The sequence below is a fragment of the Actinacidiphila polyblastidii genome (genome assembly GCF_036353415.1).
GTDB lineage: Bacteria > Actinomycetota > Actinomycetes > Streptomycetales > Streptomycetaceae > Actinacidiphila > Actinacidiphila polyblastidii.
Map to the genome: position 1 here is coordinate 63,037 of NZ_JAZEWV010000006.1, position 22,184 is coordinate 85,220.

A 22,184-nucleotide genomic window follows, 5' to 3' on the forward strand; every position below is an offset into this window, starting at 1 on the left:
GGCCCCTCCGGCACTCTACGTGCGGCCCTCGGCGGACTCCGTGCGACCTCTCGGCGCCGCCTCTGCGTCCCGGACCGCTTGCGGTGGTTCCTGCGACGGCTGGCGCCAGGAGGGCGCGGAGCCGCCGGCTGCCAGAAGGGAGCGGGCCTCCATCAGCGCGAAGCCGAGGAGGTTCAGCCCCCGCCAGGTGGCCGGGTCGGCGGCCCGGTCGTCGTCGGCGGCCAGGCCGATGCCCCAGACCCGGTCCAGCGGGCTGGCCTCGACGAGCACGCGCCGGCCGGTGCCGAGAAGGTAGTCGCGCAGCTCCGGATGGGCGGCGAACTTGTGCGCGCTGCCCTCGACGACGAGCGCGAACCGCTCCCGGCGCCACGTCTCGTCGTCGAAGCCGCGCACCGAGCGGCCCGCGTTCTTGGCCTGCTGGGGGTGGGCCGCGGCCAGGGCGCGCCGCTCGGCGTCGCCGTCGGAGAACAGGCGGGCCTTGCCGGCCATCATCCAGTGCTCGGCGGTGGCGTAGGTGGCGCCGCCCACGGTGAAGGGGGCGGGCCACCACTGGCTGAGGCAGCCGGGCCCGACGGAGCCGTCACGCTGGGGGCGGTGCCCCCAGAAGTGCAGGTACTTCGTGCGGCCGCCGGTCGCGGTGAAGGCGAGCAGGTCCTCGACGGAGCGGATCGCGTGGGCAGGCGCGGGGTCGGCGGCCGGTGCGGGCACGGCAGCGGCTCCGGTCGCACGGGGAGAGCCCGTGGCGTCGGCGGTGGTGTCGGCCGACATCGGCCTCAGACCTTTTCCAGCGGCAGGTGCGGGGTGGCGGGGAGGGTGACCTCGACCCGGTCGCCGACGTGGATCTCGCCGGGGTCGAGCACGACGCCCATGATGCCGGCCTTGCGGACGAGGGTCCCGGACTCGTCGCGGCCCACCACCTGCTGGAGCAGGCCGGGGCGGAATGCCTCGATCTGGCGGCAGGGGTTGCGCAGTCCGGTGATCTGGACCCGCGCCTCCTCCCCCAGCCGCAGGATCGTCCCCTGCGGCAGTCCGAGCAGGTCGAGGCCGCTGGTGGTGACGTTCTCCCCCAGGTCACCGGGGCGTACCTGGTATCCGGCGCGGTGCAGCTCGTCGAACAGCTCGGCGTGGATCAGGTGGACCTGGCGCAGATTGGGCTGGGTCGGGTCCTGGGCCACCCGGGAGCGGTGCTGGACGGTGACGCCGAGGTGGGCGTCGCCCTCCACCCCGAGCCCGGCGAGCAGCCGGATGGTGCTCTGGTTGGCCTTGCTGAACCCGTGGGTGGCGTCGCGGCTGACCGCCACGACCGTGCCGCTGCTCATCGGAAACGTGTCCCCTCGATCGGACGTGTGAACCGATGCCTCAGCCTATCCGGGGGCTCGCAGCTCAGCGACGGATTTGCCGGCGGCTGACACGGCGCAGCCGGCGTCGCTGGGAGGAGTCGAGCGTGAGGTAGGCGGCCACCGGGATGCCGACGATGATCAGCAGGACCGCCCAGAAGGGCAGCCACGCGAGCAGGATCAGTCCGACGACCACTCCGCCGATGGCGATCTTCGTGCGATTCGACATGTCCCCGACTCCTGTCCACGGCGGCCCGCGCCGCGCCCTCACCGTACCTACCCAGTGGAACGCGCCGCGGACCGCCGTGGTTCCCTTTCGTCCGTTCGGCCCCGGCGGTCAGCCCAGCTCGGCCGCCGGGGTGAGGACCGGCGCGGGCGCGGCGGAGCGCCTGGCGGCCGGGGTGCGGACGGCGCCGGCGGCGGGGGCGCCCGGCGTGGTGCGCAGCGCCGCCGCGCCGCCGGTCAGCGGCAGCCGCAGCACCGAGCGCGACAGGTCGACGGAGACCGTCGGCGTGCTGTCGGGCGGCAGGATCAGGCCGTTGTCGGTCCCGGCGACGATCAGGGCGAGACGGTGGCCTGCGGGCACGACGTGGTCGGTGGCGGCCAGCTGGATCGTCAGGGTGTACGGCCGTCCCGGGGTGAGCGGCACGCCGTGGGAGAGCGAGGCGTAGTGCCCGAGGTCGGCCCAGCCGCGGCTGAAGACCGTGTGGTCCACGGTCTCCTTGTCGGCGGAGGTGTCCAGGAAGCAGGCGCTGTCGCCTGCGGTGCTCTCGCCGTAGCAGGAGCGGGTGGTGCCGGTGAGGATGCCCTCGCCGCCGGCCAGGTGGTCGCGGATGGTGGCGGGGCCGAGGTCGACCAGCACCGCGGACAGGTGGGCGCTTGCGGTGGTCGACGTGGCGGTCACCGTGACGGTGCCGCCGCCGGATATCCGCAGGTCCTTGGCGAGCACGCCGGTGGTGAAGGCGGTCTTGGCCGGGGTGGCGGTGTCGGCGGCCGCGGCCCAGTCCTCCTCCCACAGGTCCGGGTCGTCGGTGAAGGACTCGGTGGCGCCGGCCGCGGGCCTGCCGTGCTCGCCGAGGGTGCCGAGCCCCGGGGTGCCGGTCGGGCCGAGGGTGAGGGCGGTGTCCCGGGTGCCCGGCGCGGGCCAGACCGGGTCGGTGGTCCAGTGGTCGACGCCGCGCTCGATGTCGGCCATCGGCTCGCGCTGGATGCCGTTGTCCACGCCGAGCAGGTAGTGGTCGAACCAGCGCTGGAGGGTGGGCACCCAGGCGCCGCGCCGGTAGTCGAAGGGGTCGACGTGGCCGGTCTGGGAGAGCCACACCTTGCGCTGCACGCCGTGCGCGGCCAGCGCGGTCCACCACTGGCCGAAGTGCTTGGTGCGGACGTTGAGGTCCTGCATGCCCTGGACGGCGAAGACGCTGGCACGGACGCGCCCGGCGTCCTTGACGTAGTCGCGGGCGGTCCAGAACGGCGTCCAGTCACCGGTGCGCGGCGAGCCGTCGATGATCTTCTGCTGCTCCGCGGCGCAGTTCGCGTGCGCGCTGTCGCTCTCCACGTAGTCCGACAGCCACTCGGGGCCGTCCTGCAGGGGCGCGCCCTGGTGGAAGTAGTAGTCGTACCAGGAGGAGATCGAGCTGATCGGCACGATGGTCTTCAGGCCGCGCACGCCGGTCGCGGCGACGCCGTTGGCGATGGTGCCGTCCCAGCTCTTGCCGATCATGCCGACCTCGCCGTCGGTCCAGCCCGCGGTGACGGCGGCGCCGCCGGAGCGGGCGGACCACCCCTTGGCGCGGCCGTTCAGCCAGTCGACGACGGCCTTGGCGGACTGGACGTCGGAGGGGCCGCCGACGTCGACGCAGCCGTCGGAGCGGTCGGTGCCCGCGAGGTCGACGAGCACGGTCGCGTAGCCGCGCGGCACGAAGTAGTTGTCGTAGAACAGCGGCGCCTGGACGATGTTCCCGGCCGCGTCGTAGGTCTTGATCTGGCTCTCGTTGCCGCGGCCGCAGCAGGAGTAGTACGGGCTGGCGTCCATGATGACGGGCACCTTGCGGCCGGCCTCGGCGGGTTCCGAGGGCCGGACGATGTCGACGGCGACCCGGTCGGTGCGGCCGTCGCCGTCGAGCCCGGTGTCGACCCAGACGGCTTCGCGGATGGCGTTCGCGTACGAGTAGTCGGGCTGGCTGAGGCCGTGCCGCACGGTGCCGGCGCTCGCCGGGGCGGCCGCCTGCGCGGGGCCCGGGGCGGTCAGTACGGCGGCGAGGGCGGCGAGTACGGCCGCCACCACCACGGGGATCCACGGTATGCGGGGTGTCCGCGTCTTTGAGATCACCCGGGGAGGCTAGCGCCTGACGAGACCACGTCAACAGGGTGCGGGTGGCGCCGCAGAGGCGGCCGGTGACGGACGCCGGGCAGGCGCGAGCGGGCGCGCGACGGCCGCACCGCGGGCGGGACCGCCGCAGTCCCGCCCGCCGCCGTCTCGCCTGCTCGGCCCCGCGGACTTCGCCCCGGCTACTTGCCGCCGGTCAGTCCCGCGCGGCGCAGGGCGTCCGCCATCGCGCCGCCGGCCGCGGGGCGGTCCTGGGCGCCGCCCCTGCGGCCGCCCTGGCCCTGGCCCTGACCCTGACCGCCGCCGCCCTGGCCGCCGCGGTTCCCGCCCTGCCGGGGCGGGTTGCCGCGGCGCTCGCCGCCGCCGCGCCGCTCGCCGCCGCCCTGGCCGCCGCGCCGGTCCTCGCCGCTTTGCGGGCGAGCCTCGTCGTCGAGGCGGAGCGTGAGCGAGATCCGCTTGCGCGGCAGGTCCACGTCCATCACCTTGACCCGCACGATGTCGCCGGACTTGACGACGTCGCGCGGGTCGGAGACGTAGGAGTCGGACAGCGCCGAGACGTGCACCAGACCGTCCTGGTGGACGCCGACGTCCACGAACGCGCCGAACGCCGCGACGTTGGTGACCACGCCCTCCAGCAGCATCCCGGGCCGGAGGTCCTTCATCTCCTCCACGCCCTCCTTGAAGGTCGCCGTCTTGAAGGCGGGGCGCGGGTCGCGGCCGGGCTTCTCCAGCTCGGCGAGGATGTCGGTGACGGTCGGCAGACCGAAGGACTCGTCGACGAAGTCGGCCGGCCGCAGGGCGCGCAGCGCGGTGCCGTTGCCGATCAGCGAGGGGATGGGGGCGCCGGCGGTGGCGCTGATCCTGCGCACCACGGGGTACGCCTCGGGGTGCACGCTGGAGGCGTCGAGCGGGTCGTCGCCGCCCTGGATGCGCAGGAAGCCGGCGCACTGCTCGTACGCCTTGGGGCCGAGCCGGGCGACGTCCTTGAGGTCCTTGCGGGTGCGGAAGGGGCCGTTGGCGTCGCGGTGCGCGACGATGTTCGCGGCCAGGCCCTCGGTGACGCCGGAGACGCGGCGCAGCAGCGGCGCCGAGGCGGTGTTGACGTCCACGCCCACGCCGTTGACGCAGTCCTCGACGACGGCGTCCAGCGAGCGGGAGAGCTTCAGCTCGGACAGGTCGTGCTGGTACTGGCCGACGCCGATGGACCGCGGGTCGATCTTCACCAGTTCGGCGAGCGGGTCCTGCAGGCGTCGCGCGATGGAGACCGCTCCGCGCAGCGACACGTCCAGTTCGGGGAGTTCGGCCGAGGCGTAGGCCGACGCGGAGTAGACGGAGGCGCCGGCCTCGGAGACCACGGCCTTGGTCAGGCCGAGTTCGGGGTGCAGCCGGATCAGGTCGGCGGCGAGCTTGTCGGTCTCGCGGGAGGCGGTGCCGTTGCCGATCGCGATCAGGTCGACGCGGTGGGCGGCGGCCAGCCGGGCCAGCGAGGCCAGCGACTCGTCCCAGCGGTTGCGGGGCACGTGCGGGTAGATCGTGTCGGTGGCCACGACCTTGCCGGTGCCGTCGACCACCGCGACCTTCACGCCGGTGCGCAGGCCCGGGTCCAGGCCCATGGTGGCGCGGCTGCCCGCCGGGGCGGCGAGCAGCAGGTCGCGCAGGTTGGTGGCGAAGACCCGGACCGCCTCGTCCTCGGCCTGCTGGCGCAGCTGGACGCGCAGGTCGATGCCGAGCCGGACCAGGAAGCGGGTGCGCCAGGCCCAGCGGACGGTGTCCGCCAGCCACTTGTCGCCGGGACGGCCGCGGTCGGCGACACCGAACCGCTGGGCGATGCTGCGCTCGAAGCTCGACGGCCCCTCGGTGGGCTCCTCGGGCTCCATGGTGAGGTCGAGGATCTCCTCCTTCTCGCCGCGCAGCATGGCCAGGACGCGGTGCGAGGGGAGTTTGGTGAAGGGCTCGGAGAAGTCGAAGTAGTCGGAGAACTTCGCGCCGGCCTCCTCCTTGCCCTCGCGCACCGCGGCGACCAGCCGGCCGCGGGACCACATGCGGGTGCGCAGCTCGCCGACGAGGTCGGCGTCCTCGGAGAACCGCTCGGTGAGGACGGCGCGGGCGCCGTCGAGCGCCGCGGCGGCGTCCTCGACGCCCTTGTCCGCGTCGACGTAGGACGCCGCGGCGGCCTGCGGGTCGAGCCCCGGGTCGCCGAGCAGGGCGTCGGCGAGCGGTTCGAGGCCGGCCTCGCGGGCGATCTGCGCCTTGGTGCGGCGCTTGGGCTTGTACGGGAGGTAGATGTCCTCCAGGCGCGCCTTGGAGTCGGCGGCGACGATCCGGGCCCTGAGCTCCTCGTCCAGCTTGCCCTGGGCCTCGATGGACTCCAGGATCGCGGCGCGCCGCTCGTCCAGCTCCCGCAGGTAGCGCAGCCGCTCCTCGAGGGTGCGCAGCTGCTCGTCGTCGAGGGTGCCGGTGGCCTCCTTGCGGTAGCGGGCGATGAACGGCACCGTCGCCCCGCCGTCGAGCAGGTCGACCGCCGCCCGCACCTGTCCCTCGCGTACGCCCAGTTCCCCGGCGATCCTGGCTTCGACCGACATGTTGCCGCTGATGGTCCCGCTCCTCATCTCGGTGCTCCGCCCGGCGTCCGCTCGCTCCGACCTGGGCTCCGCGCTGCGTTCCCTGCATCGTAGACGGCGGCGGCCGTCCGCGGACGGAGGGCCGCGGTCAGCGCAGCGGCTTCTCGAACCAGTGGTCGGCGTACGGGCTGTCGTTGTAGGCGGCGATCTCGCGGTAGCCGTGCCCGGCGTACAGGGCGCGGGCCTCGACCAGGTCCTTGCGGGTGTCGAGGCGGATTCTGCGGGCGCGCAGTATGTCCCGGGCGACGGTCTCGGCGGCGCCGACGAGCAGCCGGGCGACGCCCTGGCGACGGGCCTCCCCGGCGACGAACATCCGCGTCAGCTCGGCCGTGTCGCGGTCGAGCACCCGCAGGCCCACGCAGCCGCCGGGCACTCCCCCGCGCCGCGCGACCAGGAACTCCCCGCCGGGCAGGGTGAGATCGTCGCTGGGCTCCTGCGCGAGCACCGCGTCGACCTCGTCGTCGTCGGTCGGCCGGCCGTGGTAGCGCACGATCAGCTCGGTGTAGTAGCGGCGCAGCAGGGTCGCCGACTCCGGGTCGGACACGGGGTGGGCCGCGACCGTCCAGCCGGCCGCGCGCGGGTCATACGTCGTCACGGGTCCCATCCTGGCAGGCGGCGGGTGGGGTTATCCCCCGGTTTTCCGGCCGGTCGGCCCCCGGCGAAGCCGGGTGATGGCGTCATGGCCGCAGGTGGGCGGGGGTTCGTAGCGTCGAGGTGGCGGCCGGGTCAGGCCGCCTGCCGCCTTCCCGCCGTATCCGAGGAGCGTCCATGTCCGCCGCAGCCGGTCCCGTACTCACCGCTCCCGCGCAGGGCGGTCCGCCCACGGCGTCCGGCGGCGCCCCACCGGACGCGGGGCCCGCGGGCAGCGAGTTCGCGCCGCTGCTGCGGCAGGTCAGGCAGGCGGGACTGCTGCGCCGCAGGCCCGGCTGGTACGCGGGGCTCATCGCGGCGAACGCGGTCGCGGTGGCCGCGGTGTGGGCGGCGGTGGTGCTGGTGGGCGCGAGCGGCACGTGGTGGGTGCTGGCGCTGGCGCCGCCGGCGGCGGTGCTCTCCGCGCGCACCGGGTTCGTCGGCCACGACGCGGGCCACCAGCAGATCGCCGCGGGGCGCCGGGCGAACCGCGCGATCGCGCTGCTGCACGGCAATCTGCTGCTGGGCATGGGCGCCGGCTGGTGGTCGGACAAGCACAACCGGCACCACGCGCACCCCAACCACGTCGGCAAGGACCCGGACGTCGAGGTCGGAGCGCTGGTGTGGACGCGGGCCCAGGCGGTGCGGCGCGAGGGCTTCGCGCGCTGGCTGACCAAGCACCAGGCGTGGCTGTTCCTGCCGATGCTGCTGCTGGAAGGGCTCGCGCTGAAGGTGGCGAGCTTCCGGGACCTGCGGCGGATGCCGGCGCGGGAGCGGGCGCTCGAAGGCGGCCTGCTGGTCGCGCACGTCGCCGGGTACGCGGCGCTGCTGCTGGGCGCGTTGCCGCTGTGGCAGGCGGTGGTCTTCGCGCTGCTGCACCACGCGCTGTTCGGGGTGCATCTGGGACTGTCGTTCGCGCCGAACCACAAGGGCATGGCGATGCCGGAGGAGGGCGCGCGCTGGGGTCACCTGCGGCGCCAGGTGCTCACCTCGCGCAATGTGCGGGGCAACCCGGTCACCGACTTCCTGCTCGGCGGCCTCAACTACCAGATCGAGCACCACCTGATGCCCAGCCTCCCCCGTCCGCACCTGCGCCTGGCGCGCCCTCTGGTGCGCGCGCACTGCGCCCGCCTCGGGGTCCCCTACGCCGAGACCGGCCTCCTCGACTCCTACGCGCAGGCCTTCGCCCACATGCACGAGGTGGGCGCCCCGCTGCGCTGACCCCCGGGTCCGCCGGGTCCGCCCGTTCCCCGGCCGGGCGACCGGCCCTAGATGTGGGCGGGTTTGGCGCGGCCGTACAGCCAGGTGGTGAAGAGGGGGTTGAGGTCCTTCGCGGTGAAGTGGGCGCAGAAGGCGGTGAAGTCCTCGGTGGAGGCGTTGCCGTGGCGGTGGGCGGCGGGCCAGGCGCGCAGCAGCCGGAAGAAGGCGGCGTCGCCCATGGTGCGGCGCAGTTCGTGCAGGACGAGGGCGCCGCGGTTGTAGACCGGCGGGGCGAAGAGCTGGGCGGCGGTCGGGGAGGCGGGGGCGAAGGCCCAGTTGGCGGTGGCGGCGAAGGCCGCGGCGGCGCTCTGCTGCTCCGTGGGGCCGCCCTCGTGCGCCTTCCAGAGCCACTCGGCGTAGGTGGCGAAGCCCTCGTTCAGCCAGATGTCCTGCCAGCTGTGCGGGGTGACGGAGTCGCCGTACCACTCGTGGGACAGCTCGTGCACCAGGGTGGTCACGGGCATCGCGGGGGTGCCCTCGTTGCCGGGGAAGACCGGACGGTTCTGGGTCTCCAGCGCGTAGCCGCCCTGCCGGTCGCCGAGGTGGGCCACGATCGCGCCGGTGGAGGAGAACGGGAAGGGGCCGAAGATCCCGCTCTCCCAGGTGACGATCTCCGGGATGCGGGAGACCGCGGCCGCCGTCTGCGGGTCGTTCGACCGGGGGTCGACCGCGGTGTAGACGGGCAGCCCGCCGCCGGTGGTGGCCTTGGTGACGGTGTAGTGCCCGATGGCGACGGTGGCCAGGTAGGTGGCCATGGGCTGGGCGACGTGCCAGTGGAAGGCGGTGCGGCCGCCGGCGCGGGCGGCGGCGGCGGCCAGTTCGCCGTTGGACACCACGGTCAGCCCGTGCGGCACGCTGACGGTGATGTCGTACGACGCCTTGTCCGAGGGGTGGTCGTCGCCGGGGAACCACGCCATCGAGCCGACCGGTTCGCCGAGGGCGAGGGCGCCGTCGTCGGTGCGGAACCAGCCTTCCTGGGAGCCGTCCGGGTCGGTGATGACGCCGGGGACGCCCTGGTAGGTGATCACCGTGTCGAACCGCTCGCCGCGTTCGAGGGGCTCGGCGGGCCGCACCACCAGTTCGGTGCCGGCGCGCGAGAACTGCGCGCCCTGCCCGGCGACGGTGACGGCGTCGACCCTCATGCCGGACAGGTCCAGGTCGAAGCTGCGCAGCGGGCGGGTGGCGGTGGCGGTGACGGCGGCGGTGCCGCTCAGCCGGCCGGAGGCGGGGTCGTAGGCCAGGTCGAGCCCGTAGTGGCCCACGTCGTACCCGCCGTTGCCGGCGTTCGGGAAGAGCGGGTCGCCGACGCCGGGCGCGCCCGCCCCGGGACTTCCCCCGTCACCGGCGCACGCCGTCAGGCAGCACGCGAGGAACAGGGACGCGAGAGCGCGCGGCAGTGCACGCTGCGGGGGACGGACCCGGGGTCGAAGACGCACGCGGGCCAGCGTACGAGACCGGCGCGGCGATCACCCGGCCCCGCGCGGTACCGGCCGTGCGGAGCCGGCCCCGCGCGAGGGCGGCCGCGCAGCTGCGGCAGCCGCGGGACGGGGCCGGCCCGGGTGCGCCGGGCGCTCTCAGTCCGCGAAGCGCTCCCCGCGCTCGGCCTTCCGCTCCAGGAGCGCCGGCGGGGTGAACCGCTCGCCGTACTCGGCGGCCAGTTCCCGTGCCCGCGCGGTGAATCCGGCGACACCGCCCTCGTAGCCGTTGACGTACTGGAGCACACCGCCGGTCCAGGCGGGGAAGCCGATGCCGAGGATCGAGCCGATGTTGGCGTCGGCGACGGAGGTGAGGACGCCCTCCTCCAGGAGCCGCACGGTGTCGAGCGACTCGGCGAAGAGCATCCGCTCCTGCATGTCGCGGAAGGGGATCTCCGCCCCCGGCTTGCCGAAGTGCTCGGCGAGGCCCGGCCACAGGGTGGTGCGGCGCCCGTCGGCGTAGTCGTAGAAGCCCGCGCCGCCGCTGCGCCCGGGCCGCTGGAACTCGTCGACCATCCGGTCGACGACCTGCTCGGCGGGGTGCTCCTGCCAGACGCCGCCGGCCGCCTCGACCGCGGCGCGCGTCTCGCGGCGGATCCTGCGCGGCAGGGTGAGCGTCAGCTCGTCCAGCAGCGAGAGCACCTTGGCCGGGTAGCCGGCCTGGGCGGCCGCCTGCTCGACCGAGGCGGCGGGGATTCCCTCGCCGACCATGGCGACGCCCTCGTTGATGAAGTGGCCGATCACCCGGGAGGTGAAGAAGCCGCGCGAGTCGTTGACCACGATGGGGGTCTTGCGGATCTGCCGGACCAGGTCGAAAGCGCGGGCCAGCGCCTCGTCGCCGGTGCGTTCGCCGCGGATGATCTCCACCAGCGGCATCTTGTCGACCGGCGAGAAGAAGTGCAGGCCGACGAAGTCGCCCTGCCGCTGGACGCCTTCGGCGAGCTGCGAGATCGGCAGGGTGGAGGTGTTGGAGCACAGCAGCGCGTCGGGCGCGACGACGCCCTCGATCTCCTGGAACACCTTGTGCTTCAAGGAGGCGTCCTCGAAGACCGCCTCGATGACCGCGTCGCAGCCGGCGAGGTCGCCGGGGTCGGCGGTCGGGGTGATCCTGGCCAGCAGCGCGTCCCGCTGCCCCGGCGTGGTGCGGCCCTTGGCGAGCGCCTTGTCCAGCAGCCCCGCGGAGTACGCCTTGCCGCGCTCGGCCGCCTCCTGCGTCACGTCCTTCAGCACCACGTCGATCCCGGCGCGGGCGCAGGAGTAGGCGATGCCGGCGCCCATCATGCCGGCGCCGAGCACGGCGACCCTGGTGACCTGGCGGGGCGGGATGCCGGCGGGCCTGCTGGCGCCGGAGTTGACGGTCTGCATGTCGAAGAAGAACGCCTGGATCATGTTCTTCGAGGTGCGGCCGCAGGCCAGTTCGGTGAAGTAGCGGGCCTCGATGGTGAAGGCGGTGTCGATGTCGACCTGGGCGCCCTCGACGGCGGCGGCGAGGATGTCGCGCGGCGCGGGGTAGGGGGCGCCGGCCAGCTGCTTGCGCAGGTTCGCCGGGAACGCGGGGAGGTTGGCGGCGAAGGCGGGGCTCTTCGGGGTGCCGCCGGGGATCTTGTAGCCGGGGACGTCCCAGGGCTGCCTGGCCTCGGGGTTCGCGTCGATGAAGGCGCGGGCGCTCGCGAGCATCGCCTCGTGGTCGGCGGCGACCTCGTGGATCAGACCGGCCTCCAGGGCGCGCCGCGGGGTGTACTGGCGGCCCTGGAGCAGCACCTTGAGCAGGGCGTCGGCGATGCCGAGCAGCCGGACGGTGCGCACCACTCCGCCGCCGCCGGGCAGCAGCCCCAGGGTCACCTCGGGACAGCCGATCTTGGTGCCGGGGGCGTCCAGGGCGATGCGGTGGTGGCAGGCCAGGGTGATCTCGAAACCGCCGCCGAGGGCCGCGCCGTTGATGGCGGCCACCACGGGCTTGCCGAGGGTCTCCAGGCGGCGCAGCCGGCGCTTGATGCGCATCGACCCGGCGAAGACCTGCTCGGCGCTCTCCGGGGTGGCGCGGATCAGGTCGCGCAGGTCGCCGCCGGCGAAGAAGGTCTTCTTGGCGGAGGTGACGATCACGCCGCGGATCCCGTCGATCTCCGCTTCGAGCCGGTCGAGCACGGCGTCGAGGGAGTCGGCGAAGGCCGCGTTCATGGTGTTGGCGGACTGGCTGGGGTCGTCCAGGACGAGGGTGACGACGCCGTCGGCGTCCTGCTCCCAGCGGATGGTGGTGGACTCGCTCATGGTCTGCTGGCTCCGTTGGGTCCGTGGGGCAGGGGTCAGATGCGCTCGACGACGGTGGCGACGCCCATGCCGCCGCCGACGCAGAGGGTGGCGAGCCCGTACCGCTGGTCGCGGCGCTCCAGTTCGTCGATGAGGGTGCCGAGGATCATCGCCCCGGTGGCGCCGAGCGGATGGCCCAGCGCGATCGCGCCGCCGTTGACGTTGACCTTGTCGATGCTGACGCCCATGTCGGCGGCGAAGCGCAGCACGACCGCGGCGAACGCCTCGTTCATCTCGAACAGGTCGATGTCGTCGACGGTCAGTCCGGCCTTGGCCAGCGCCTTGCGGGCGGCGGGGGCGGGGCCGGTGAGCATGATGGTCGGCTCGGAGCCGGACACCGCGGCGGAGACGATCCGGGCGCGCGGGGTGAGGCCGTAGCGCTCGCCGACCTCGCGGTTGCCGACGGCGACCAGCGCGGCGCCGTCCACGATGCCCGAGGAGTTGCCCGCGTGGTGCACGTGGTCGATCCGCTCCACCCAGTGGTACTTCTGCAGCGCGACCGCGTCGAAGCCGCCGAGGTCGCCGATGCCGGCGAAGGACGGCTTGAGGCCGGCCAGGGTCTGCGGGGTGGTGCCCGGCCTGACGTGCTCGTCGTGGTCGAGGACGGTCAGCCCGTTGCGGTCGAGCACCGGCACCACGGAGCGGGCGAACCGGCCGTCCTTCCACGCCTCCGCGGCGCGCTCCTGCGACAGCGAGGCGTAGGAGTCCACGTCGTGCCGGGACCAGCCGCCGATGGTGGCGATCAGGTCGGCGCCGATGCCCTGCGGGACGAAGCCGGTGTCGAAGGAGGTCATCGGGTCCATCGCCCAGGCGCCGCCGTCGGAGCCCATGGCGACCCGGGACATCGACTCGACGCCGCCGGCCAGCACCAGGTCCTCCCAGCCGGAGCGGACCTTGGCGGCGGCCAGGTTGACCGCTTCGAGGCCGGAGGCGCAGAAGCGGTTCTCCTGGACCCCGGCGACGCTGTCGGGCAGGCCGGCCGCGATGGCGGCGATCCTGGCGATGTCCGAGCCCTGGTCGCCGATCGGGCTGACCACGCCGAGCACGACGTCGTCGATGGCGGCCGGGTCGAGGCCGGGGAAGCGGCGCCGCAGCTCGTGGATGAGGCCGACGACGAGGTCGATCGGCTTGGTGCCGTGCAGGGATCCGTTCGCCTTGCCGCGCCCGCGCGGGGTGCGTACGGCGTCGTAGACGTAGGCCTCGGTGCTCAACGTCGTGCCTTTCGGTGAGGGTGCGGGCGGGGCTCGGTGCCGGGGGCGCCGCGGCGGAGCGGCGTCTTGTCGGACGGTCCGGGGGCCGGCGCTTCAGCCGGCGCCGTTCAGGGCGGGGACGTCCCAGTCGCGCGCCACCTGCGCGGTGTGCGCCCCGGGCGGCGCCGGTGGCCGGCGCAGCGTCGTGGGCGTGGCGGAGAACCGGGGGGCGGGTGCGGGCTGGACGGCGCCGTCCGCGTCGGCGAAGGTGCCGCGGGCGGCCAGGTGCGGGTGCAGCGGCGCCTCGCCGAGGGACAGGACGGGCGCGGTGCAGGCATCGGTGCCGTCGAAGAGCGCCGTCCACTCGTCGCGGGTGCGGGCGCCGAAGCGGGCGGCGACGGCGGCCCGCAGTTCGGGCCAGCGGGCCGGGTCGGCGCGCAGCGCGCTCTCCTGCGCGGTGAGGCCGAGCGTCGCGGCGAACTGCGCGTAGAACCGCTCCTCCAGCGCTCCGACCGCCATGTGGCCGCCGTCGGAGGTGCGGTAGACGCCGTAGAAGGGCGCGCCGCCGTCCAGCAGGTTGGCCTCGCGGCGGTCGTGCCAGGCGCCGGCCGCGCGCATGGCGTGGATCATCGTCGCCAGGTGCGCGACGCCGTCCACGATGGCGGCGTCCACCACCTGGCCCTCGCCGTGGGCGCGGGCGTGGTGGAGGGCGGCGAGGACGCCTGCGACGAGGTAGAGCGAACCGCCCGCGTAGTCGCCGAGGAGGTTGGCGGGGGCGGCCGGCGGGCCGTCCGCGGGGCCGGTCATGCCGAGCACGCCGGTGACCGCGATGTATCCGATGTCGTGGCCGGCGGTGGCGGCCAGCGGCCCCTGCTGGCCCCAGCCGGTCATCCTGCCGTAGACCAGGCGCGGGTTGCGGGCCAGGCAGGGCTGCGGGCCGATGCCGAGGCGTTCGGCGACGCCGGGCCGGTAGCCCTCGATGAGGATGTCGGCGCGCGCGGCCAGGTCGAGCACGGCGCCGGGCCCCGCGCCGGACTTGAGGTCGACCAGCACCGAGCGCTTGTTGCGGTTGGTGAGGTCGTGCGCGGGGTCGAGGCCGAGGCCGGGACCGCCGGGGCGGTCGACCCGTACGACGTCGGCGCCGAGGTCGGCGAGCAGCATCGCGGCGAAGGGGCCGGGACCGATGCCGGCCAGCTCGACCACGCGCACGCCCGCCAGCGGGCCGGCCGTCGCGGACCGCGGTGACGGAGGCGGCGCTGCTGATGTCACATCAGTGATACTAAGAACGTGTTCCAGTTTTGGCAAGGACTGACTGAGCGCTCGCTCAGTCGTCCTCGCCGCCGCGTCCGCCGTCCGGGTGGCACGGCCGGGCGCGGGACGGCCCGCCGCGCCCCGAGGGGCGGGCGGGCCGTCAAGGGAGCGCGGGCGGGCCGTCGGGCAGCGCGGTCAGGCCGGCGTGCCGGAGCCTTCGGCCGGGCCGGCGGGAGCGGCGGCGGCCGAGGCGGCGGCCGCGGCCTTCTCCAGCTGGAACGCCTCGTTGCCCTGCCCGATCCTGGCGTGCACCTCGGGCCGCTTGACGCGCAGCACCAGGCCGTAGACCAGGCCGATCACCGCGGCGAGCGCGATGATCCCGGGCAGGATCCAGCGCAGCCCGTGGCCGGGGTTGGCGCCGAGGAGCACCGAGAAGTCCTTCACCGAGTAGACGAAGATGACCCCGAGCGCGACGGCCGCGACCCCGGAGGTCACCAGCCGCCACGCCTGCACGCCGGCCGCGCCGCGCTTGACGAAGAAGGCGATGACGGCGACGGCGGCGGTGCCCATCAGCAGCACCACGCCGAGCGCGCCGACGTTGCCCGCCCAGGTGAACAGCCGCAGTACGGGCGCGGTCGGGTCGCCGTTCGGCTTGTCGTCGGTGACCGCGAAGACGATGACGACGGCCAGCGAGACGACGGACTGCAGGAAGGAGCCCATCGCGGGGGCGCCGCTGGACTTGGCGGTGCGGCCGACCGCGGAGGGCAGCAGGCCGTCGCGGCCCATGGCGAAGGCGTAGCGGGCGACGACGTTGTGGAAGCTGAGCATCGAGGCGAAGATGCCGGTGATGAAGAAGACGTTCAGCACGTCGGTGAAGCCGTTGCCCAGCCGGTCCTGGTTCAGCGCGAAGATGAGGTTGGCGGACTGCTTCTGCGAGTCGCCGACGACGTGCGCGGGCCCGGTCGCCACGGTGATCGCCCAGGAGCTGAAGGCGAAGAAGACCGTCGCGAAGCCGATCGCCAGGAACATCACCTTGGACACCACGCGCTGCGGGTCGCTGGTCTCCTCGGCGTAGACCGGCGCCTGCTCGAACCCGACGAAGCCGGCGATGACGAAGCACAGGGCGGTGCCCAGGCCCGCGCCGCTGAGCGTGCCGGGGCTGAAGGCGTGCAGGGACACGCCCTGCGGGCCCGGGTCGGTGACGAAGCTGAAGTCGAAGACCAGTGTCAGCACGGTCTCGATGAGCAGCAGCACCCCGAGGGTGCGGGCGTTCAGGTCGATCTTCAGCGCCCCGAACACCGCGGTGATCGCGACGCCGCACAGTGCCGGGATCCACCAGGCGACGTTGTGCTGCCAGTGCTCGGCGATCTGGCCGGATATCTCGAAGCCGAAGATGCCGTAGGTGCCGATCTGCATGATGCTGTAGGCGAACAGCGCCACATAGGAGGCGCCGGCGCCCATGGTGCTGCCGAGGCCGCGGGAGATGTAGGCGTACAGCGCGCCGGCGTTGTGCACGTGGCGGCTCATCTCGGCGTAGCCGAAGCTGAACAGGGCGAGCACCGCGCCGACGATCACGAAGAGCAGCGGCACGCCGACGATGCCCATGGCGCCGAAGGTGGTGGGCACCACGCCCGCGACCACCATCAGCGGGGCGGTGGCGGCGAGCACCGAGAGCAGGAGGGCCGGTGCGCCGATCCGGTCCGCGCGCAGTGCGCGTTGCTCGCCCTTGAACGTGCTGATCTCGGTTGAACTGCCCGTCAGCATGGCTGCGGTCCTTCCTGAGATGTGCGGTGTCGGGTCTTACGAGGAACCGAAACCGAGCGCGTAGTTGCGCGCGGTGCGGAACGCCTTCTTCGGGTCGCGGTCGCGGTACGACCAGGGGGCGCGGGTGGCGAGGGCGCCGATCCGGTTGAACAGGGCGGCGGCGGCCACCGTGTCGCCGGAGTGGAACTTGCCGAACGCCAGGTAGTTGAGGTCCAGCGCCAGCCGCGGGTGGTCGCCGCCGTGCGCCCCTCCCCCGCCGCTCCCGCTGGAGCCGCCGTTGCGGTCCAGCCACCAGTCGAACGCCCAGCGCAGGCTGGTCCTGGCCCGTGCGCTGGTCCAGTACGGCTGCCGGGCCGGGTCGCCGGGCAGCGCGCCCGCCTCGGCCAGCACCCGGAACCGCTCGACGAGAGCCACCAGCGGCAGGACCGCCAGCGGGGATCCGGCGCCCGCCTCGCCCGCCGCCCACTCGGCGAACTCGTACACCTCGTGGAACGGGTCGTCGCCGTCGGTCTTCTGACGCTCGGCCAGACACATCGTCATCAGGTAGTGGGCGTGGTGGTGGCCGCGGTGCCGGCCGCGCACCTGGTCGAAGGCGCGCACCTGCTCGTCGTCGGTGCCGGTGCGGCGGGCCAGGATCAGCAGGCCGAGCCACGGCGTGGGGTCGCCGGGCGCCATCCTGGCCGCGCGCATGCACTGTTCGCGCGCGGACTCCGGGCTCTGCTTGCCCGCGGCGGCGCGGAAGACCGCCGCCGAGGCGGACAGCGCGGCGGCGTCGGTGCTCTCCGGCTCGGCGAGCTGCCACTCGTGGGCCCAGGCGGCGGCGGACTTGCCCTCGCCGAGCACCACCAGGCGGTGGCCGCGGCTGTCCCAGTCGGCGCCGGTGCGGGCCAGCAGGGCGCGTACGTCCGTCCAGCGGCCATGGGACAACGCGGCCCGGGCAGCGATGAGTTCGTCATCGCCCAGGGCGGGGTCGAAGGCCACGTCGTCCTTGCCACGGGCAAAGCGGAAGGGTGGCGGCGGTGGGGTCATCCGCGGGCAGCCCTCCACGGCGCGCGTTACGTCATGTGATCGCGAACAGCCAATCGGTATCCGGGGCCCGGCTACAAGGCTGCACCTGTTGTCTCGGTGTAGTCCCGTATGGTTGCCGGGGTTTGGGACTCGCAACCGCACAGAATCGGACGCCGCCCGGCTGGCGCGGACGGCGCAACACCTGATATTCGAAAGCCTGATCGTGGCGTGATGGCACGCGGCAGGGGGGACCGGGTGGAATGGACGGCAACAACGTGGCTCACGGGGACGACGCCGCGTCCACCCACCCTCTCGCCTATGTGCGGCGCAGACACGGCTGGAGCTACCAGGACCTGGCGCGGGTGATCGCGGACCACGCCAAGGCGCTCGGCGTCCCGATGGCGGCCCGCCGGGAGAAGGTGTGGCGCTGGGAGCACTGGGGGGTGGTCCCGGAGGCCGACAGCCAGCGGGCGCTGGCCAGGGCGCTCGGCATCCCGGCCAGGGAGTTGGAGACCAGGCCGTGGCCGCGCTGGCTGCCGGCGCACGGCGGCATGCCGGACGGGCTGCCGTGGACGGTCGAGGGCAGCCGCGCCGCGCTGTCCGCCCTGGTGGACGACGCGACCGCCGACCCGCGCGGCTTCCCGATCGCCGACGGGCCCGCGCTGCTCGACGCGATCGCCGACTGGGACGCGGCGGAGGCGGAGGGGGCCGCGGCGCAGGTCGCGGTGGCGGCGGGGCTCGCCTCGGGCCTCGGGGCCGCGACCGGAATCGTGTCCGGCGGCCCGGCCGCGCCGGGCGCCTCCCGGCCGGAAGTGGGAGAGGCGGCCCCGGTCGCGACGGGCCCCAGCGGCGTGGTGACGGGCAGCCAGACGGCTGCCGCACCCGGGATGTCGGCGCGGACGTACGGCGGCGCACTGCCGGACGGTTCCGTCCGGCGCGAACCGGCGCGCGGCGACGGGACGGTGACCGGCCGTCCGGTCGGTGGCCGGCCTCCGGTCGGAGGCGGGGAAACCGGTGGCCGTGACATCGGCGGCCGGGTGCCCGCGCAGGGGGCGCAGCCCGCCGGCGGGCAGCTCGGACCGGCCCCCCGGACGGCCGCCGGGACACTCGACGGTCCGGTCGTGGAGTGGCTGGAAGCGGGCGTGCTGGGCCTGCGCCGGCTGGACGACCGGCTCGGCGGCGCGGCCGTACGGCACCGGGTGGAGGCCGATCTGCGGCTGGTCTGCGGCCTGCTGGCGCGCGGGGCGCACAGCCCGCCGGTGGAGCGGCGGCTGCTGCGCGTCGCGGCCGACCTCGCACAGCTCGGCGGCTGGGCGGCCACCGACACCGGCCGGCACGGCGCCGCCCAGCGGCACTACCTCACCGGGCTGCGGCTCGCGCACAGCTGCGGCGACGGCGCGCTGGCGGTCGCGCTGTGGGGCGGGCTGGCCCTGCAGGCCGTCATCGCCGGCCGCCCGCAGGACGCACAGGCCGCGGCTGAGGCGGCGGTCCGTGCGGCGGGCGGTACCGCCCCGCAGGTCAGGGCGCTGGCCGCCAGCCGGCTCGGCCGGGCCCACGCGGCTGCCGGCGTGCTCGGCCCGTTCCGGCGGGCGGCTGCGGAGGCCGAGCGCCAGCTGGACCTGGCGCGGACCGATCCGGGTCCCGCCTGGCTCTACTGGTTCGACGAGGCCGAACTCGCCGCGCAGAGCGGGCTGGCGCTGCTCGACCTCGGGCAGGCGTACGAGGCCAGGCCGCTGCTGGAGCAGGCGCTGGCCGTGCAGGACCCGGCCTTCGTCCGGGACCGTGCGGTGTACTCGGCGCGCGCCGGGCAGGCCCGGGCCATGACGGGGGATCCCGAGGGCGCGCGTGCGCTCGCCCGTGAGGCGGCGGCGCTGTCCCGTGTCTGCGGGACTCCGCGGCTGACCGCGGCGCTGGACGCCCTCCGCTCCCGCCTGCCCTGAGCCGGCGCGACCCGGCCCGGCCCCAGCCCCCGGCATCGCCCTGCCCCGCCCACGGCGCCTCGCCCCCGGCCGGCGACCGGGCGGCGCACGTCCGCGGGGGGATGACGGATAACGCGCCGGGTGGCGCGCGGCAGTTGCCTAAGCGTGACTGATTCGCCGGCCGGCGCCGGCTCCTACTGTCGTGACCTGCAAGGAGACGGCGCGACAAGGCGCCGGCCGAGGCAGGGAGAACCCGTCATGAGCGACGTCCGTCATCTCGTCGAGCAGTACCTGGCCGTGTGGAACGAGACCGACCCGACCGCCCGCCGCCGTCTGATCGGCGAGGTGTTCGCCGCCGACGGCCGCTACACCGACCCGCTGGCCGACGTGCGCGGCGCGGACGCCTTCGACGCGGTGGTGGGCGCGGCGCAGGCGCAGTTCCCCGGCCTGGTCTTCACGCTGGGCGGCGCGGTCGACGCGCACCACGGGATCGCCCGCTTCACCTGGGAGCTGGGCCCGGCGGGCGGCGACGCCCTGGTGGTCGGCTTCGACGTCGCGGTCACCGGTGCGGACGGCCTGATCCACAGCGTCCTCGGCTTCCTCGACAAGGTCCCCGCGGCGGGCTGAGCGCGGACCGTCCGCCGGGCCGGCGCCGGCGCGCTGGTGATCGCGGCGGGACTGTCCGCTCGTGGGCGGCGGTGCACGCCTCCGGCACCACGGGCGGGCTGTGGGAGCGGGTGCCGGGTCTGTTCGTGGACGGCCTCGGCATGGGCCTGGTGATCGCGCCGCTCACCCACGCCGCGCTCGCCGGCGTGCCGGCCGCGGTGGTCGGCTCGGCCCGCTACCGCCACGCCCTGGGCCGGTGCCTGGCCTTCCTGCTGGCGCTCGAACTCCTGCTGGCGGCGCTGACCGCGGTGGCGTCCCGCCGCCGGCAGCAGCCCTGACGTGCCGGGGCGCCGGCGGCGCGCCTGCGCCCGCCAGGGCGCCCACCTCGGTGGGCGCCCTGGGGCGTGGCTCCCGGCGCGGCGTCAGATCCGGGGTCAGATCCGGCGTCAGATCCGGCTGAGGCGCACCACCGGGATGTCCCGGTCGGTCTTCTCCTGGTACTCCGCGTACGGCGGGTAGACCTCCAGCAGGTGCGGCCAGACCCGCGCCTTGTCCTGCGGGGGGAGCACCTCGACGCGGGCGGTGAACCGCTCGGTGAGCACCCGGACATGCACCTCGGGGTGCTCCACCAGGCTCTTGAACCACAGCGGGTCGTCGGGAGCGCCGCCCTTGGAGGCGACGATCAGGTAGTCGTCGCCGTCGCGGCCGTAGATCAGCACCGTGCGGTGCCAGGTGCGGCTCTTGCGTCCGAGGTAGTCCAGCAGCAGGCAGGGGTAGCCGTCCCTGTCGGTGTACTCGGTGCCGTTGGACGACTCGTACGCCTTGGCCTGGTCGGCCACCCACCCCTGGCGGTTGAGCGTCACGTGGGCGGGGTCGTAATCGGTCATGCCGGTGCCTCCACGGTGTTGCGCGCAGCTGACGATCTCCACCTTAGGCACCTCGGCCCCCTCCTGGCTCACAACCCGGGTGCGCCCCACACCGGGAACCAGCGCGACAGGTCCTCCTCCAACCGCAGGTCGTCGCGGACCAGCGCCTTCACCTGCAACTCCAGGGAGTTGTCGCGCTTCTCGCCCGGCTGCGGCGCGAACGGGTAGAAGCTGCCGCGCTTGTAGAGGTAGACGAGCGCGAGCGAGCGGCCCTCCGGGTCGGTGAAGCCGACCAGGGAGCAGAGGAGTTGCGGTCCGAAGCCCTGCTGCTCCAGTGCGGAGTTGATCGCGTGCAGGTCGGTGACGAGTCCGGTCATGTCCTCCGGATCGTGCCGGGAGAGCAGCCAGGTGTAGCCGTAGGAGTCGCGGCTGGACTCGGTCGCCAGCAGGGTGTGCAGGTCCTGCTGGATCTCGGTGAAGGCGCCGCCCTCGACCGCGGCGAAGCAGACCGAGCCCAGGCCGGTGGGCCGCAGTTCGCTGGCGGCGCGCAGCGTGATGGCGGCCGAACTGAGCCCGAAGAGCTGGTCGAGGTCGGGCCTGACCGGCTTGCTGCGGCCGAGGAGTACGTCGAGCAGGCCCATCAGCGGCGGTCCAGTTCCGCGGTGATGCGGCCGAGCTGCTCCAGCCGCGCCTCCAGCGTGGGGTGGGTGGACAGGAGTCGGGAGAAGGAGGCGCCGCCGCTGAGGGCCGGCGCGAAGTAGAAGGCGTTGAACGGCTGGGACCTGCGCAGGTCTTCGGTGGGGATGCGGGCGATCTGCCCGCTGACCTTGGTGAGCGCGGAGGCCAGCGAGGACGGCCGGCCGGTGAGCAGGGCGGCGCTGCGGTCCGCGGACAGCTCGCGGTACCGCGACAGCATCCGGGTGAGCAGGAAGCTGATGGCATACACCACCGCGCTGACCAGGGGCACCAGGATCGCGATCATCGCGGCGTTGGCGTCGCGGCCGCCGCGTCGGAAGCCGCCCCACAGACCGATCCGGGTGATGACGCCGGCGAGGATGCCGAGGAAGGACGCGATCGTCATCACGGCCACGTCCTTGTGCGCGACGTGGGACAGCTCGTGGGCGATGACGCCTTCCAGCTCGTCGGGCTCCAGCCGGCGCAGCAGGCCGGTGGTCGCGCACACCAGCGTGTTCTTCTGGTTCCGCCCGGTCGCGAACGCGTTGGGCACGTCCGAGTCGGCGATGGCGACGCGCGGTTTGGGCATGTCGGCCAGGGCGCAGATCCGGTCCACCACGCCGTGCAGTTCGGGTGCCTCCTCGGGGGTCACCTCGCGGGCTCCCATGCTGAAGGCGGCGATGCGGTCGCTGAACCAGAACTGTGCCACGAACAGCAGTCCGGCGATCACCAGGATCATCGGCCACGAGCCGCGCAGCAGCGCGAGCAGTGCACCGACGAAGACGACATAGAGCAGTCCGATCAGGAACATGGTGACGACCATGCGGGTCGTCAGTCCCCGGTCTGCCGCGAAGCGGTTCCGGTTCAAGGCCCCTCCCGGGATCCTTCTGGGCACGGGTCACATGGGCCACGGCCCGGCGTACGCCGTTGTGTTCCGGTAGAGCTGAAG

The 22,184-nt window shown here is 74.2% G+C and carries 19 protein-coding genes; 4 read left to right on the forward strand and 15 right to left on the reverse strand.

The annotated features are described in order from the left end of the window. Positions 1-15: 15 nt before the first annotated feature. The 6 genes from V2S66_RS10090 to V2S66_RS10115 form a co-directional block, all read right to left on the reverse strand. Positions 16-768 (reverse strand): NADAR family protein, encoded by a 753-nt coding sequence (locus tag V2S66_RS10090; RefSeq protein ID WP_330794242.1) that lies wholly within the window; start codon positions 766-768, stop codon positions 16-18. Positions 769-773: 5 nt separating this feature from the next. Continuing rightward, positions 774-1,319, reverse strand: coding sequence for an MOSC domain-containing protein (locus V2S66_RS10095; RefSeq protein ID WP_330794243.1), 546 nt, complete (start codon positions 1,317-1,319; stop codon positions 774-776). 64 nt (positions 1,320-1,383) lie between these two features. Further along, a complete protein-coding gene (locus tag V2S66_RS10100; RefSeq protein WP_330794244.1) occupies positions 1,384-1,566 on the reverse strand; it encodes a hypothetical protein in 183 nt (60 codons plus the stop codon). A gap of 108 nt (positions 1,567-1,674) precedes the next feature. Then, entirely contained in the window at positions 1,675-3,666 is a 1,992-nt protein-coding gene (locus V2S66_RS10105; protein ID WP_330794245.1) for a Xaa-Pro dipeptidyl-peptidase, read from the reverse strand. 179 nt (positions 3,667-3,845) lie between these two features. Next, positions 3,846-6,272 (reverse strand): Tex family protein, encoded by a 2,427-nt coding sequence (locus tag V2S66_RS10110; RefSeq protein WP_330794246.1) that lies wholly within the window; start codon positions 6,270-6,272, stop codon positions 3,846-3,848. Positions 6,273-6,372: 100 nt separating this feature from the next. Then, the gene (locus tag V2S66_RS10115) at positions 6,373-6,888 is read right to left on the reverse strand and encodes a GNAT family N-acetyltransferase (protein WP_413966350.1); all 516 of its coding nucleotides are present in this window, start codon (positions 6,886-6,888) and stop codon (positions 6,373-6,375) included. 164 nt (positions 6,889-7,052) lie between these two features. Here V2S66_RS10115 and V2S66_RS10120 point away from each other — a divergent pair, with 164 nt between their 5' ends. Beyond that, positions 7,053-8,135 carry a fatty acid desaturase family protein gene (locus tag V2S66_RS10120; protein WP_330794248.1) on the forward strand — a complete coding sequence of 361 codons (1,083 nt, stop codon included), beginning with the start codon at positions 7,053-7,055 and terminating at the stop codon, positions 8,133-8,135. 47 nt (positions 8,136-8,182) lie between these two features. On the opposite strand, the gene V2S66_RS10125 is transcribed toward V2S66_RS10120, so the two are convergent. From V2S66_RS10125 to V2S66_RS10150, 6 genes are all read right to left on the reverse strand, one after another. After that, positions 8,183-9,610: a M1 family metallopeptidase gene (locus tag V2S66_RS10125; protein ID WP_330794249.1), complete on the reverse strand. Its 1,428-nt coding sequence runs from the start codon at positions 9,608-9,610 to the stop codon at positions 8,183-8,185. A 138-nt stretch (positions 9,611-9,748) separates the two neighbouring features. Next, a complete protein-coding gene (locus tag V2S66_RS10130) occupies positions 9,749-11,917 on the reverse strand; it encodes a 3-hydroxyacyl-CoA dehydrogenase NAD-binding domain-containing protein (protein ID WP_330794250.1) in 2,169 nt (722 codons plus the stop codon). Positions 11,918-11,952: 35 nt separating this feature from the next. After that, positions 11,953-13,167, reverse strand: a complete 1,215-nt coding sequence (locus V2S66_RS10135) for an acetyl-CoA C-acetyltransferase (RefSeq protein ID WP_330794251.1) — start codon at positions 13,165-13,167, stop codon at positions 11,953-11,955. A 93-nt stretch (positions 13,168-13,260) separates the two neighbouring features. Next, positions 13,261-14,364, reverse strand: a complete 1,104-nt coding sequence (locus tag V2S66_RS10140; protein ID WP_330794437.1) for a CaiB/BaiF CoA transferase family protein — start codon at positions 14,362-14,364, stop codon at positions 13,261-13,263. A gap of 228 nt (positions 14,365-14,592) precedes the next feature. Further along, positions 14,593-16,161, reverse strand: a complete 1,569-nt coding sequence (locus V2S66_RS10145) for an APC family permease (RefSeq protein WP_330794252.1) — start codon at positions 16,159-16,161, stop codon at positions 14,593-14,595. Positions 16,162-16,197: 36 nt separating this feature from the next. Further along, a complete protein-coding gene (locus V2S66_RS10150) occupies positions 16,198-17,190 on the reverse strand; it encodes a hypothetical protein (RefSeq protein WP_330794253.1) in 993 nt (330 codons plus the stop codon). A gap of 254 nt (positions 17,191-17,444) precedes the next feature. On the opposite strand from V2S66_RS10150, the gene V2S66_RS10155 reads away from it, so the two are divergent. The 3 genes from V2S66_RS10155 (at position 17,445) to V2S66_RS10165 (ending at position 20,032) form a co-directional block, all read left to right on the forward strand. Beyond that, entirely contained in the window at positions 17,445-19,109 is a 1,665-nt protein-coding gene (locus V2S66_RS10155; RefSeq protein WP_330794254.1) for a hypothetical protein, read from the forward strand. A 237-nt stretch (positions 19,110-19,346) separates the two neighbouring features. After that, positions 19,347-19,715 carry a nuclear transport factor 2 family protein gene (locus V2S66_RS10160; RefSeq protein WP_330794255.1) on the forward strand — a complete coding sequence of 123 codons (369 nt, stop codon included), beginning with the start codon at positions 19,347-19,349 and terminating at the stop codon, positions 19,713-19,715. 71 nt (positions 19,716-19,786) lie between these two features. Further along, positions 19,787-20,032 (forward strand): hypothetical protein, encoded by a 246-nt coding sequence (locus V2S66_RS10165; RefSeq protein WP_330794256.1) that lies wholly within the window; start codon positions 19,787-19,789, stop codon positions 20,030-20,032. A gap of 108 nt (positions 20,033-20,140) precedes the next feature. On the opposite strand, the gene V2S66_RS10170 is transcribed toward V2S66_RS10165, so the two are convergent. The 3 genes from V2S66_RS10170 to htpX all read right to left on the reverse strand — a co-directional run bounded on the left by V2S66_RS10170 (position 20,141) and on the right by htpX (position 22,103). Further along, positions 20,141-20,581: a nitroreductase/quinone reductase family protein gene (locus tag V2S66_RS10170; RefSeq protein ID WP_330794257.1), complete on the reverse strand. Its 441-nt coding sequence runs from the start codon at positions 20,579-20,581 to the stop codon at positions 20,141-20,143. 68 nt (positions 20,582-20,649) lie between these two features. Further along, positions 20,650-21,201 carry a PspA-associated protein PspAB gene (gene pspAB, locus V2S66_RS10175; protein ID WP_330794258.1) on the reverse strand — a complete coding sequence of 184 codons (552 nt, stop codon included), beginning with the start codon at positions 21,199-21,201 and terminating at the stop codon, positions 20,650-20,652. Further along, positions 21,201-22,103 carry a zinc metalloprotease HtpX gene (htpX, locus tag V2S66_RS10180; protein ID WP_330794259.1) on the reverse strand — a complete coding sequence of 301 codons (903 nt, stop codon included), beginning with the start codon at positions 22,101-22,103 and terminating at the stop codon, positions 21,201-21,203. Before htpX ends, pspAB begins: the two co-directional genes overlap by 1 nt. Positions 22,104-22,184 lie beyond the last annotated feature (81 nt).